Source organism: Streptomyces fuscichromogenes (assembly GCF_014645815.1).
Classification (GTDB): domain Bacteria; phylum Actinomycetota; class Actinomycetes; order Streptomycetales; family Streptomycetaceae; genus Streptomyces; species Streptomyces fuscichromogenes.
The window spans coordinates 179942-193073 of record NZ_BMML01000017.1 but is presented as its reverse complement, the minus strand read 5'-3'; the positions used below and the strand labels follow the sequence as shown (position 1 = coordinate 193073).

Annotated in this window: 12 protein-coding genes; all 12 read right to left on the bottom strand. The window is 69.0% G+C overall.

Translation table 11 applies throughout. From position 1 onward, the window contains the following. Window position 1 precedes the first annotated feature (1 nt). The 12 genes from nuoL to IEZ11_RS32315 are packed head-to-tail and all read right to left on the bottom strand — an operon-like array spanning window position 2 to window position 12606. The gene (nuoL, locus tag IEZ11_RS32370) at window positions 2-1897 is read right to left on the bottom strand and encodes an NADH-quinone oxidoreductase subunit L (RefSeq protein WP_189266496.1); all 1896 of its coding nucleotides are present in this window, start codon (window positions 1895-1897) and stop codon (window positions 2-4) included. 14 nt (window positions 1898-1911) lie between these two features. Beyond that, window positions 1912-2211: an NADH-quinone oxidoreductase subunit NuoK gene (gene nuoK / locus IEZ11_RS32365; protein ID WP_046726439.1), complete on the bottom strand. Its 300-nt coding sequence runs from the start codon at window positions 2209-2211 to the stop codon at window positions 1912-1914. Then, window positions 2208-3050: an NADH-quinone oxidoreductase subunit J gene (locus IEZ11_RS32360; protein WP_189266495.1), complete on the bottom strand. Its 843-nt coding sequence runs from the start codon at window positions 3048-3050 to the stop codon at window positions 2208-2210. The genes nuoK and IEZ11_RS32360 overlap by 4 nt, the downstream gene beginning before the upstream one ends. After that, the gene (gene nuoI / locus IEZ11_RS32355) at window positions 3047-3655 is read right to left on the bottom strand and encodes an NADH-quinone oxidoreductase subunit NuoI (protein WP_189266494.1); all 609 of its coding nucleotides are present in this window, start codon (window positions 3653-3655) and stop codon (window positions 3047-3049) included. The genes IEZ11_RS32360 and nuoI overlap by 4 nt, the downstream gene beginning before the upstream one ends. Continuing rightward, window positions 3648-5012 carry an NADH-quinone oxidoreductase subunit NuoH gene (nuoH, locus tag IEZ11_RS32350; protein ID WP_189266493.1) on the bottom strand — a complete coding sequence of 455 codons (1365 nt, stop codon included), beginning with the start codon at window positions 5010-5012 and terminating at the stop codon, window positions 3648-3650. Before nuoH ends, nuoI begins: the two co-directional genes overlap by 8 nt. Then, the gene (locus IEZ11_RS32345; RefSeq protein WP_189266492.1) at window positions 5009-7510 is read right to left on the bottom strand and encodes an NADH-quinone oxidoreductase subunit G; all 2502 of its coding nucleotides are present in this window, start codon (window positions 7508-7510) and stop codon (window positions 5009-5011) included. The genes nuoH and IEZ11_RS32345 overlap by 4 nt, the downstream gene beginning before the upstream one ends. After that, window positions 7507-8853: an NADH-quinone oxidoreductase subunit NuoF gene (gene nuoF / locus IEZ11_RS32340; protein WP_373295003.1), complete on the bottom strand. Its 1347-nt coding sequence runs from the start codon at window positions 8851-8853 to the stop codon at window positions 7507-7509. The genes IEZ11_RS32345 and nuoF overlap by 4 nt, the downstream gene beginning before the upstream one ends. Continuing rightward, on the bottom strand, window positions 8853-9623 hold the full coding sequence (nuoE, locus tag IEZ11_RS32335; protein ID WP_189266490.1) for an NADH-quinone oxidoreductase subunit NuoE: 771 nt from the start codon (window positions 9621-9623) through the stop codon (window positions 8853-8855). Before nuoE ends, nuoF begins: the two co-directional genes overlap by 1 nt. After that, a complete protein-coding gene (locus IEZ11_RS32330; protein WP_189266489.1) occupies window positions 9620-10942 on the bottom strand; it encodes an NADH-quinone oxidoreductase subunit D in 1323 nt (440 codons plus the stop codon). Before IEZ11_RS32330 ends, nuoE begins: the two co-directional genes overlap by 4 nt. Continuing rightward, complete coding sequence (locus IEZ11_RS32325) at window positions 10939-11682, bottom strand: NADH-quinone oxidoreductase subunit C (protein WP_189266488.1); 744 nt, start codon at window positions 11680-11682, stop codon at window positions 10939-10941. Before IEZ11_RS32325 ends, IEZ11_RS32330 begins: the two co-directional genes overlap by 4 nt. Beyond that, entirely contained in the window at window positions 11679-12233 is a 555-nt protein-coding gene (locus IEZ11_RS32320) for a NuoB/complex I 20 kDa subunit family protein (RefSeq protein ID WP_053654534.1), read from the bottom strand. Before IEZ11_RS32320 ends, IEZ11_RS32325 begins: the two co-directional genes overlap by 4 nt. 13 nt (window positions 12234-12246) lie before the next feature. Then, complete coding sequence (locus IEZ11_RS32315) at window positions 12247-12606, bottom strand: NADH-quinone oxidoreductase subunit A (RefSeq protein WP_007383963.1); 360 nt, start codon at window positions 12604-12606, stop codon at window positions 12247-12249. Window positions 12607-13132: the final 526 nt, after the last annotated feature.

Sequence of the window (13132 nt, the reverse complement as noted above, 5' to 3'; positions counted from 1 at the left end):
ATCAGACCGCCCTCATCAGCAGGGTCGCGGCGACCAGGAGGGCAGCGCCGCCGAACATCGAGACCGCGTACGAGCGCGCGTAGCCGTTCTGGAGCTTGCGCAGCCGTCCGGAGAGTCCGCCGAAGCCCGCCGCCGTGCCGTTGACGACGCCGTCGACCAGGGTGTGGTCGACATATACGAGGGAGCGGGTGAGGTGTTCGCCGCCGCGGACCAGGACGACGTGGTTGAAGTCGTCCTGGAGGAGGTCGCGGCGGGCCGCGCGGGTGAGCAGCGAACCGCGCGGGGCGACGGCGGGGACGGGACGGCGGCCGTACTGGAGGTAGGCGATGCCGACGCCGATGATCAGGCAGACCATGGTGGCGCCGGTGACGACGCCCGCGCTGATCGGGGAGTCGCCCTCGCTGTGGCCGGTGATCGGCTCCAGCCAGTGCAGGAAGCGGTCGCCGATGCTGAAGAAGCCGCCGGCGAAGACCGAGCCGACCGCCAGGACGATCATCGGGATGGTCATGACCTTCGGGGACTCGTGCGGGTGCGGCTCATGGCCGTGCTCGTCGGGCTGCCAGCGCTTCTCGCCGAAGAACGTCATCAGCATCACGCGCGTCATGTAGAACGCGGTGATGGCCGCGCCGACCAGCGCGCAGGTGCCGAGGATCCAGCCCTCGGTGCCGCCCTTGGCGAACGCCGCCTCGATGATCTTGTCCTTGGAGAAGAAGCCGGACAGGCCCGGGAAGCCGATGATGGCGAGGTAGCCGAGGCCGAAGGTGATGAAGGTGACCGGCATGTACTTACGGAGGCCGCCGTACCTGCGCATGTCGACCTCGTCGTTCATGCCGTGCATGACGGAGCCGGCGCCGAGGAAGAGACCGGCCTTGAAGAAGCCGTGCGTCACCAGGTGCATGATCGCGAAGACGTAGCCGATCGGGCCGAGGCCGGCGGCGAGCACCATGTAGCCGATCTGGGACATGGTCGAGCCGGCGAGGGCCTTCTTGATGTCGTCCTTCGCGCAACCGACGATCGCACCGAAGAGGAGGGTGACGGCGCCGACGACGGTGACGACGAGCTGGGCGTCCGGGGCCGCGTTGAAGATCGCTCCCGAGCGGACGATGAGGTAGACGCCCGCGGTCACCATGGTCGCCGCGTGGATCAGGGCGGAGACCGGGGTGGGGCCTTCCATGGCGTCCCCGAGCCAGGACTGCAGCGGCACCTGGGCGGACTTGCCGCAGGCGGCGAGCAGCAGCATCAGGCCGATCGCGGTCAGCCTGCCCTCGGAGGCGTCGGTGGCGTGGCTGAGCACCGGGCCGAAGGCGAACGTGCCGAACGTCGTGAACATCAACATGATCGCGATGGACAGGCCCATGTCGCCGACCCGGTTGACCAGGAAGGCCTTCTTGGCCGCCGTCGCCGCGCTGGGCTTGTGCTGCCAGAAGCCGATCAGCAGGTACGAGGCGAGGCCGACGCCCTCCCAGCCGACGTACAGCAGCAGGTAGTTGTCGGCGAGGACGAGCAGCAGCATCGCCGCGAGGAACAGGTTGAGGTAGCCGAAGAAGCGGCGGCGGCGCTCGTCGTGCTCCATGTACCCGACCGAGTACAGGTGGATGAGCGAGCCGACGCCGGTGATCAGCAGGACGAACGTCATCGACAGCTGGTCCAGGCGGAAGGTGACGTCCGCCTGGAAGCCGGCCACCGGGACCCAGGTGTACAGGTGCTGGATCAGGGTGCGGTCGTCGGTGTTCCTGCCGAGCAGGTCAACGAAGAGGATCACGCCGAACACGAAGGACGTCGTCGACAGGAGCGTGCCGATCCACTGTCCGACCGCGTCCAGGCGGCGGCCGCCGACCAGCAGGACGGCCGCTCCGAGCAGGGGCGCCGCGATCAGCAGCGCAATGAGGTTCTCCACGATTCAGCGACCCCTTACAGCTTCATCAGGCTGGCGTCGTCGACCGAGGCCGAGTGGCGGGTACGGAACAGCGACACGATGATCGCGAGCCCGACCACGACCTCCGCGGCGGCGACGACCATCGTGAAGAAGGCGATGATCTGGCCGTCGAGATTGCCGTGCATCCGGGAGAAGACGACGAACGCGAGGTTGCAGGCGTTCAGCATCAGCTCGATGCACATGAAGACGACGATCGCGTTCCGTCTGATCAGCACACCGGTGGCGCCGATCGTGAACAACAGGGCGGCGAGGTAGAGGTAGTAGACGGGGTTCACTTCGACGCCTCCTCGCTGCGCTTGAAGTGCGCGGGCTCGACCGGGGTGCGCTCCAGCCGTTCTTCCGAGCGCTGCTCCAGGGCCCGCAGGTCACCCAGCGCCTCCGCGGACACGTCACGCATCTGACCGCGGTCGCGGAGCGTCTTGCTGACCGTGAGCTCGGACGGGGTGCCGTCGGGGAGCAGGCCGGCGATGTCCACGGCGTTGTGCCGGGCGTAGACACCGGGGGCGGGCAGCGGTGGCAGGTGCTTGCCGTCGCGGACGCGCTGCTCGGACAGCTCGCGCTGGGTCCTGGGGCGCTCGGTGCGCTCCCGGTGGGTGAGCACCATCGCGCCGATGGCGGCCGTGATCAGCAGGGCGCCGGTGATTTCGAAGGCGAAGACGTACTTGGTGAAGATGAGGGCCGCGAGGCCCTGCACGTTGCCGTTGGCGTTGGCCTGGCCGGTGCCGGCGAAGTCCTTCAGGGAGGCGTTGGCGATGCCCGCGAGGAGCAGGACGCCGAAGCCGACCCCGCAGAGAAGGGCCAGCCAGCGCTGGCCCTTGATGGTCTCCTTCAGGGAGTCGGCGGCGGTCACGCCCACCAGCATCACCACGAAGAGGAACAGCATCATGATCGCGCCGGTGTAGACGACGATCTGCACGATCCCGAGGAAGTAGGCGCCGTTGGCGAGGTAGAACACCGCCAGGACGATCATGGTTCCGGCGAGCGACAGCGCACTGTGCACGGCCTTCTTCATGAAGACGGTGGACAGGGCGCCGATCACCGCGACGGTGCCGAGGACCCAGAACTGGAAGGCCTCGCCGGTGGAGGTGGTGTAGGCGGCGAGCTGCGGGCTCATGCGTCCACCCCCTGGTCCTGGTCCTCGGGCTTCTCGCCCTTGGAGACGGCCACCTGGCGGACGGTCCCGGGCGCGGCCTCGGTGACCAGGCCCCGGTAGTAGTCCTGCTCGTCGGTCCCCGGGAAGATCGAGTGCGGGGAGTCGACCATGCCCTCCTCAAGGCCGGCGAGCAGCTGCTCCTTGGTGTAGATGAGGTTGGCGCGGCTGCTGTCGGCCAGTTCGAACTCGTTGGTCATCGTCAGCGCGCGCGTGGGGCACGCCTCGATACACAGCCCGCACAGGATGCAGCGGGCGTAGTTGATCTGGTAGACGCGGCCGTAGCGCTCGCCCGGCGAGTAGCGCTCCTCGTCGGTATTGTCGGCGCCCTCCACGTAGATGGCGTCGGCGGGGCAGGCCCAGGCGCACAGCTCGCAGCCGACGCACTTCTCCAGGCCGTCCGGATGGCGGTTGAGCTGGTGCCGTCCGTGGAACCGCGGAGCCGTGGTCTTCTTCTGCTCCGGGTACTGCTCGGTCAGCCGCTTCTTGAACATGGCCTTGAAGGTCACGCCGAAGCCGGCCACGGGGTTCTGGAAACCGGGCTTGGTCTCCTTGGGCTCCTCAGCCATCCGACGCCTCCTTTCCATCCGAAGATCCGTCACTGACAGTGTCCGTCCCGCCACTGACAATCAGCTCCCGCTCCCGGCGGGGGCTGCGCCGGGGCACCGGCGGCAGTTCCTGTCCGGGCAGCGGTGGTACGGGGAAGCCGCCCGCCATCGGGTCGAACGCGGCCGGTTCGGCCGCGGGCTGCGCGGCCTCCCCGCCCTTGTCGCGGAAGATGTCGACGACGAAGGACAGGAGCAGCAGGGCGAGGACTCCGCCGCCGACGTAGAGGGCGATGTCGGCGAAGTCGTAGTTCTGGTTGCGCAGGGTCCGGACGGTCGCGACGAGCATCAGCCAGACGACGGAGACCGGGATGAGGACCTTCCAGCCGAGCTTCATCAGCTGGTCGTAACGCACGCGCGGGAGCGTGCCGCGCACCCAGACGAAGCCGAACAGCAGCAGCACGACCTTGGCGACGAACCAGAGCATCGGCCACCAGCCGTGGTTGGCGCCCGCCCAGACGCCGCTGATCGGCCAGGGGGCCCGCCAGCCGCCGAGGAACAGGGTGGTCGACACGGCCGAGACCGTCACCATGTTGACGTACTCGGCGAGCATGAACATCGCGAACTTGATCGACGAGTACTCGGTGTTGAAGCCGCCGACCAGGTCGCCCTCGGACTCGGGCATGTCGAAGGGGGCGCGGTTGGTCTCGCCGATCATGGTGACGACGTAGAGGACGAACGAGACCGGCAGCAGCAGGATGTACCAGCGGCCCTGCTGCTGGTCGACGATCGTGGACGTCGACATCGAGCCGGAGTACAGGAACACGGAGGCGAACGCGGCACCCATGGCGATCTCGTAGGAGATCATCTGGGCGCAGGAGCGCAGGCCGCCGAGGAGCGGGTAGGTGGAGCCGGAGCTCCAGCCGGCGAGGACGATGCCGTAGATGCCGACGGAGGCGACCGCGAGGATGTAGAGCATCGCGATCGGCAGGTCGGTGAGCTGCATCGTGGTGCGGTGGCCGAAGATGGAGATCTCGTTGTCGGCCGGGCCGAACGGGATGACCGCGATGGCCATGAACGCCGGGATCGCCGCGACGATGGGCGCGAGGATGTAGACGGCCTTGTCGGCGCGTTTGACGACGACGTCTTCCTTGAGCATCAGTTTGATGCCGTCGGCGAGCGACTGGAGCATGCCCCAGGGGCCGTGCCGGTTGGGGCCGACGCGCAGCTGCATCCAGGCGACGACCTTGCGCTCCATGACGATGGAGATCAGCACGGTCACCATCAGGAAGGCGAAGCAGAAGACCGCCTTGACGACGACCAGCCACCACGGGTCGCGGCCGAACATGGAGAGGTCTTCAGCGGCGAAGTACGGGCTCATGCCTCCACCTCCTTGGGGGCCTCGGCACCGGCCGCCGGGCCGATGCGGACGAGGGAACCGGGCAGTGATCCGGTGTCGGAGGCGACGCCGCCGCCGACCGAGTTCAGCGGGAGCCAGACCACGCGGTCAGGCATCTCGGTGATCCGGAGCGGGAGTTCGACGGTGCCGGAGCTTCCGGTGACGGCGATGAGGCCGCCGTTCCCGACGCCCGCCTCGGCGGCGGTCGCCGCGGACACGCGCGCGTGGGCGGCGTGCCGGGTGCCGGCCAGTGCCTCGTCGCCGTCCTGGAGGACGCCCTGGTCGAGGAGGAGCCGGTGCCCGGCGAGCACGGCCTCCCCGGCCGCGGGCCTGGGCAGCGACACGGACGTCTCCGACGGGTCGGAGGCCTTGGCTCCGTCCCAGGCTCCGAGCCGGTCCAGCTCCGCGCGCGCGGTGCGCAGGTCGGGCAGGCCGAGGTGGACGTCCATGGCGTCGGCGAGCATCTGCAGCACGCGCGCGTCGGTCGGCGGGAGCCGCCGGGTCATCTGCTCGGGCTTGAGGGCGGCCTCGAAGAGGCGTGCCCTGCCTTCCCAGTTGAGGAAGGTGCCGGGTTTCTCGGCGACCGCGGCGACCGGCAGGACGACGTCGGCGTGCTCGGTGACCTCGCTGGGCCGCAGCTCCAGGGAGACCAGGAAGCCGACGGCTTCGAGTGCCGCACGCGCGCGTGCCGGGTCGGGCAGGTCGGCGACCTCGACGCCGGCGACGAGCAGGGCGGAGAGTTCACCGCGGGCGGCGGCCTCGACGATCTGGCCGGTGTCGCGGCCGTAGCGGAGCGGGAGCTGGGAGACGCCCCAGACGGCGGCGACCTCCTCACGCGCGCGTGGATCGGTGGCCGGGCGGCCGCCCGGCAGCAGCGACGGCAGTGCGCCGGCCTCGATCGCGCCGCGCTCACCGGCCCGGCGCGGGATCCACACCAGGTGGGCGCCGGTGGCGGTGGCGGCCCGTACGGCGGCGGTGAGTCCGCCGGCGACCGACGCCAGCCGCTCGCCGACGACGATCACCGCGCCGTCGGCGCGCAGCGCCTCGGCGGCCCGGCTGCCGGGCTCCTCCAGGCCGACGCCGCTCGCGAGGGCGTCCAGCCACTCGGTCTCGGTGCCGGGCGCGGCCGGCAGCAGTGTGCCGCCGGCCTTCTCCAGCCCGCGTGTGGGGTACGTGGCGAGGGAGAACACCTGCTGCTTCCGCTTGCGCCAGGCCTTGCGCAGCCGCAGGAACACGCCGGGCGCCTCCTCCTCCGACTCGAACCCGACGAGCAGGACGGCGGGGGCCTTCTCCAGGGAGGTGTAGGTGACGCCCGTCCCGTCGAGGTCACGGCCGCGCCCGGCGACCCGGGAGGCGAGGAAGTCGGCCTCCTCGCCGCTGTGCACGCGCGCGCGGAAGTCGATGTCGTTGGTGTCGAGGGCCACGCGCGCGAACTTGCTGTACGCGTAGGCGTCCTCGACGGTGAGCCGGCCGCCGGTGAGGACGCCGGCCCGGGAGCGGGCGGCGGCCAGGCCCTGCGCGGCCGCTTCGAGGGCCTCCGGCCAGGAGGCGGGTTCGAGCACGCCCTGGGCGTTGCGGACCAGCGGGGTCTCCAGGCGGTCCTTCTGCTGGGTGTACCGGAACGCGAAGCGTCCCTTGTCGCAGATCCACTCCTCGTTGACCTCGGGGTCGTCGGCGGCGAGCCGCCGCATGACCTTGCCGCGCCGGTGGTCGGTACGGGTGGCGCAGCCGCCGGAGCAGTGCTCGCACACGGACGGCGAGGAGATCAGGTCGAAGGGCCGGGAGCGGAAGCGATACGCCGCCGAGGTCAGCGCGCCCACCGGGCAGATCTGGATGGTGTTCCCGGAGAAGTACGACTCGAACGGGTCGCCCTCGCCGGTGCCGACCTGCTGGAGCGCGCCGCGTTCCAGGAGCTCGATCATCGGGTCGCCGGCGACCTGGTTGGAGAACCGGGTGCAGCGGGCGCACAGCACGCACCGCTCGCGGTCCAGGAGCACCTGGGTGGAGATCGGGACGGGCTTGGCGTAGGTGCGCTTGCGGCCCTCGAAGCGGGACTCGGCGTTGCCGTGCGACATCGCCTGGTTCTGCAGCGGGCACTCGCCGCCCTTGTCGCAGACCGGACAGTCCAGCGGGTGGTTGATGAGCAGCAGCTCCATCACCCCGTGCTGGGCCTTCTCGGCCACGGGTGAGGTGAGGTGAGTCTTCACCACCATCCCGTCCGTACAGGTGATCGTGCACGAGGCCATGGGCTTGCGCTGGCCCTCGACCTCCACGATGCACTGGCGGCAGGCGCCGGCCGGGTCCAGCAGGGGGTGGTCGCAGAAGCGCGGGATCTCGATGCCGAGCTGTTCGGCGGCGCGGATGACCAGGGTGCCCTTGGGCACGCTGATCTCGACGCCGTCGATCGTCAGCGTGACGAGGTCCTGCGGCGGGACCGCCGCCGTTCCCCCCGAGGAGGGGGAACTCGTGGTCACGGTCATGCGTTCACCTCCGGGCGGTCCGCCCAGGCCGTCGACTTGGCCGGGTCGAAGGGGCAGCCCCGGCCCGTGATGTGCTGTTCGTACTCCTCGCGGAAGTACTTGAGCGAGGAGAAGATCGGGGACGCCGCGCCGTCGCCGAGGGCGCAGAAGGACTTGCCGTTGATGTTGTCGGCGATGTCGTTGAGCTTGTCGAGGTCGGACATCACGCCCTTGCCGGCCTCGATGTCGCGCAGCAGTTGCACCAGCCAGTAGGTGCCTTCGCGGCAGGGGGTGCACTTGCCGCAGGACTCGTGGGCGTAGAACTCGGTCCAGCGGGTCACGGCGCGGACGACGCAGGTGGTCTCGTCGAAGCACTGGAGTGCCTTGGTGCCGAGCATGGAACCCGCGGCGCCCACTCCTTCGTAGTCGAGGGGGACGTCGAGGTGCTCGTCGGTGAACATGGGTGTCGAGGAGCCGCCCGGGGTCCAGAACTTCAGCCGGTGGCCGGGACGCATCCCGCCGCTCATGTCGAGGAGCTGGCGCAGGGTGATGCCGAGCGGTGCCTCGTACTGGCCGGGGCTCGCGACATGGCCGCTGAGGGAGTAGAGCGTGAAGCCGGGTGACTTCTCGCTCCCCATCGACCTGAACCATTCCTTGCCCTTGTGGAGGATGGCGGGAACCGAGGCGATGGACTCGACGTTGTTCACAACAGTCGGGCAGGCATAGAGCCCTTCGACGGCCGGGAAGGGAGGACGCAGCCGCGGTTGGCCGCGGCGGCCTTCGAGCGAGTCGAGCAGTGCGGTCTCCTCACCGCAGATGTACGCGCCGGCGCCGGCGTGCACGGTGAGCTGGAGATCGAGTCCGCTGCCCAGGATGTTCTCGCCGAGGTAGCCGGCCGCGTGGGCCTCGCGCACGGCCTCGTGCAACCGCCGCAGGACGGGTACGACCTCACCACGCAGATAGATGAAGGCATGCGACGACCGGATGGCGTAGCACGCGATCACGATGCCCTCGATGAGGCTGTGCGGGTTGGCGAAGAGGAGCGGGATGTCCTTGCAGGTCCCGGGCTCCGATTCGTCGGCGTTGACAACTAGATAGTGCGGTTTGCCGTCTCCCTGCGGAATGAACTGCCACTTCATCCCGGTGGGGAAGCCCGCGCCGCCACGGCCGCGCAGTCCGGATTCCTTGACGTAGGCGATCAGGTCGTCCGGCGACATGGCGAGCGCCTTGCGGAGCCCCTCGTAGCCGTCGTGCCTCCGGTAGACGTCCAGCGTCCAGGACCGGTCCTCGTCCCAGAAGGCCGACAGCACGGGTGCGAGCAGCTTCTCGGGGCTGGTGTCCTTCAGGTCGGGTGCCACCGTCATCACTCCCCCTCCTCTGCGGACGGCGCTTCCTGGGATTCCTGGGCGCGCGGATGGACCACGCGCGGGGGCGCGGTCTCGCCCCTGGCCAGGCGGAGGCCGACCAGCGAGGCGGGTCCCGCGCTGCCGCTCTCCTCGACGGCCCCGGGCCGCTCGTCGGGGAAGCCGGCGAGGATGCGCGCGGTGTCCTTGAAGGTGCACATGCGGGCCCCGCGGGTGGGCTCGACGTCCCGGCCGGCGCGCAGGTCGTCGACCAGGCGTTTGGCGCTGGCCGGGGTCTGGTTGTCGAAGAACTCCCAGTTGACCATCACGACGGGCGCGAAGTCGCAGGCCGCGTTGCACTCGATGTGCTCCAGGGTGACCTTGCCGTCGCCGGTGGTCTCGCCGTTGCCGACGCCGAGGTGCTCCTGGAGGGTCTCGAAGATCGCGTCGCCGCCCATCACCGCGCACAGCGTGTTGGTGCAGACGCCGACCTGGTAGTCGCCGGAGGGCCGGCGCCGGTACATGGTGTAGAAGGTGGCGACGGCGGTGACCTCGGCGGTGGTCAGCTCCAGGACGTCCGCGCAGAACTGCATCCCGGTGCGCGTGACATGGCCCTCCTCCGCCTGTACGAGGTGCAGCAGGGGCAGCAGGGCGGACCGGGAGTCGGGGTAGCGGGCGATGATCTCGCGCGCGTCCGACTCCAGGCGGGCCCGGACGTCGTCCGGGTACGCGGGCGCGGGCAGCTCGGGCATGCCCAGGCTGATACCGCGCTCCGAGGAAGAGGTGGTCACCGGTCGACGCCTCCCATCACGGGGTCGATGGACGCGACGGCGACGATGACGTCGGCGACCTGGCCGCCCTCGCACATCGCCGCCATGGCTTGCAGGTTGGTGAAGGACGGGTCGCGGAAGTGGACCCGGTAGGGGCGGGTGCCGCCGTCGGACACGGCGTGCACGCCGAGTTCGCCCTTGGGTGACTCGACGGCCGCGTAGGCCTGTCCTGGCGGGACCCGGAAGCCCTCGGTGACCAGCTTGAAGTGGTGGATCAGGGCCTCCATGGAGGTGCCCATGATCTTCTTGATGTGGTCGAGGGAGTTGCCGAGTCCGTCCGGCCCGAGGGCGAGCTGGGCGGGCCAGGCGATCTTCTTGTCGGCGACCATGACCGGTCCGGGCTGCAGCCGGTCCAGGCACTGCTCGACGATCCCGAGCGACTGGCGCATCTCCTCCAGGCGGACCAGGAAGCGGCCGTAGGCGTCGCAGGTGTCGGCGGTCGGGATCTCGAAGTCGTACGTCTCGTAGCCGCAGTACGGCTGGGCCTTGCGGAGGTCGTGCGGGAGGCCGGCGGAGCGCAGGATCGGGCCGGTGGCGCCGAGGGCCATGCAGCCGGCCAGGTCGAGGTAGCCGATGTCCTGCATGCGGGCCTTGAAGATGGGGTTCCCGGTGGCGAGCTTGTCGTACTCCGGGAGGTTCTTGCGCATCTTCTTCACGAACTCGCGGATCTGGTCGACCGCGCCGGGCGGCAGGTCCTGGGCGAGGCCGCCAGGGCGGATGTACGCGTGGTTCATCCGCAGGCCGGTGATCAGTTCGTAGAGATCGAGAATCATTTCACGATCACGGAAGCCGTAGATCATGATCGTGGTGGCGCCGAGTTCCATGCCGCCGGTGGCGATGCACACCAGGTGGGAGGAGAGCCGGTTCAGCTCCATCAGGAGCACCCGGACGATCTTGGCGCGTTCGCTGATCTGGTCCTCGATGCCGAGGAGTTTCTCGACGGCGAGGCAGTAGGCGGTCTCGTTGAAGAAGGACGTCAGGTAGTCCATGCGGGTCACGAACGTGGTGCCCTGCGTCCACGTGCGGAACTCGAGGTTCTTCTCGATGCCGGTGTGGAGATAGCCGATGCCGCAGCGGGCCTCGGTGACCGTCTCGCCGTCGATCTCCAGGATGAGGCGGAGCACTCCATGGGTGGACGGATGCTGGGGACCCATGTTGACGACGATGCGCTCGTCGTCGGCGCGGGCCGCGGACTGGACGATCTCGTCCCAGTCGCCGCCGGTGACCGTGTAGACGGTGCCCTCGGTGGTCTCCCGCGGAGTTGCGTGCTGCGTGCTCATGAGTACGACCTCCGCTGGTCCGGAGCCGGGATCTGGGCGCCCTTGTACTCGACGGCGATGCCGCCGAGGGGGTAGTCCTTGCGCTGCGGATGGCCCTGCCAGTCGTCCGGCATCATGATCCGCGTCAGGGCCGGGTGACCGTCGAAGACGATCCCGAAGAAGTCGTAGGTCTCGCGCTCGTGCCAGTCGTTGGTCGGATAGACCGGGACCAGGGACGGGATGTGCGGGTCGGCGTCCGGGGCGCTGACCTCCAGGCGGATCAGCCGGTTGTGGGTGATCGAGCGCAGGTGGTAGACGGCGTGCAGTTCGCGGCCCTTGTCGTGCAGGTAGTGGACGCCGCTGACGCCGGTGCACAGTTCGAAGCGCAGGGCCGGGTCGTCGCGCAGGGTGCGGGCGACGCGTGGCAGGTGCTCGCGTTCGATGTGGAAGGTGAGCTCGCCGCGGTCGACGACCGTCTTCTCGATGGCGTTGTCCGGGAGGAGTCCCTGCTCCTCCAGGGCGCCCTCCAACTCGTCGGCGACCTCGTCGAACCAGCCGCCGTAGGGGCGGGCGGCGGGTCCCGGGAGGCGCACCGAGCGGACCAGGCCGCCGTAGCCAGAGGTGTCGCCGCCGTTGTTCGCGCCGAACATGCCGCGCTGGACGCGGATCTCCTCACCACCCTGGCCGCGCTGGCCCGGGAGGTTGTCGGTGGCCAGGTCCTTCTCGGGGTTGACCCCGTTGTGGCCGTTCGCGTCGCTCACCGCAGCAGCCCCTTCATCTCGATCGTGGGCAGGGCCTTGAGCGCCGCCTCCTCCGCCTCCCGGGCCGCTTCCTTCGCGTTGACGCCGAGCTTGGAGGTCTGGATCTTCTGGTGGAGCTTGAGGATCGCGTCCATCAGCATCTCGGGGCGCGGCGGGCAGCCGGGCAGGTAGATGTCGACGGGCACGATGTGGTCGACGCCCTGGACGATCGCGTAGTTGTTGAACATGCCGCCCGAGGACGCACAGACGCCCATGGAGATCACCCACTTGGGGTTGGGCATCTGGTCGTAGACCTGCCTGAGCACCGGCGCCATCTTCTGGCTGACCCGGCCGGCGACGATCATGAGGTCGGCCTGGCGGGGCGAGCCGCGGAAGACCTCCATGCCGAATCGGGCCAGGTCGTAGCGGCCGGCGCCGGTGGTCATCATCTCGATGGCACAGCACGCGAGGCCGAAGGTGGCGGGGAAGACGGACGCCTTGCGCACCCAGCCCGCGGCCTGCTCGACGGTGGTCAGCAGGAATCCGCTCGGCAGCTTTTCTTCGAGTCCCATGTCTAAAGGCCCCTCAGTCCCATTCCAGGCCGCCGCGCCGCCAGACGTACGCGTAGGCGACGAAGACGGTGAGCACGAAGAGCAGCATCTCCACGAGCCCGAAAACACCCAGGGCGTCGAAGGTGACGGCCCAGGGGTAGAGGAAGACGATCTCGATGTCGAAGACGATGAAGAGCATCGCCGTCAGGTAGTACTTGATCGGGAAACGCCCGCCGCCGGCCGGCGTGGGGGTCGGCTCGATACCGCACTCGTAGGCTTCGAGCTTGGCGCGGTTGTACCGCTTCGGACCGATCAGCGTGGCCATGACCACGGAGAAGATCGCAAAGCCTGCCCCGAGGGCTCCCAGTACGAGGATGGGCGCATAGGCGTTCACCGCTCCTCGCTCCTCTCAGTCGGCACTGACTGGTGGCGGTTCGGATCGGGCTCCCCACCTGCCTCATCCGTCCCGCGAACCCCGCGCGTCCCGGGCGAAGATCGCGAACATGTGAAGCAGGTCACAAGCCCAACTGCCTCGCATCTTATGCCCGCCGCTCTGTGATCTGCGACACGGGGTATTACACAAGCTTTGTGATCTCCACCACCTGACGATCGATCATGAAGTCGGATGAGTGGTGATCTTCGCACGCGAAGCGTTCAGCTGATCACCAGAAGTGACATTTTCGACCGTTACCGCAGACAGGAGGGGGTTTCGGGCGGGCGTCTCTATATCAAGAGGGTTCCCCTGCATGCAAATTCGCGATGGACGGGGCGCCTTGATAGTGCGCCGCATTCACACATCGGGGGGACCTGCGGGTCGCGATGTGGACGCGTGCACGCGTTCACGAACCCCGGCGCGCGAGACGCACCCCTCCCGGTAACCGTTCCGTGACCTCCGCCACATTGATGAGAGGCGTCTGAGA

Bases quoted from the DNA above. Each gene is read 5' to 3' on its own strand.
- IEZ11_RS32360 (WP_189266495.1), bottom strand. From the start codon at position 3,050: ATGAGCCCGCAGCTCGCCGCCTACACCACCTCCACCGGCGAGGCCTTC.
- nuoI (WP_189266494.1), bottom strand. From the start codon at position 3,655: ATGGCTGAGGAGCCCAAGGAGACCAAGCCCGGTTTCCAGAACCCCGTG.
- nuoH (WP_189266493.1), bottom strand. From the start codon at position 5,012: ATGAGCCCGTACTTCGCCGCTGAAGACCTCTCCATGTTCGGCCGCGAC.
- IEZ11_RS32345 (WP_189266492.1), bottom strand. From the start codon at position 7,510: ATGACCGTGACCACGAGTTCCCCCTCCTCGGGGGGAACGGCGGCGGTC.
- nuoF (WP_373295003.1), bottom strand. From the start codon at position 8,853: ATGACGGTGGCACCCGACCTGAAGGACACCAGCCCCGAGAAGCTGCTC.
- IEZ11_RS32330 (WP_189266489.1), bottom strand. From the start codon at position 10,942: ATGAGCACGCAGCACGCAACTCCGCGGGAGACCACCGAGGGCACCGTC.
- IEZ11_RS32320 (WP_053654534.1), bottom strand. From the start codon at position 12,233: ATGGGACTCGAAGAAAAGCTGCCGAGCGGATTCCTGCTGACCACCGTC.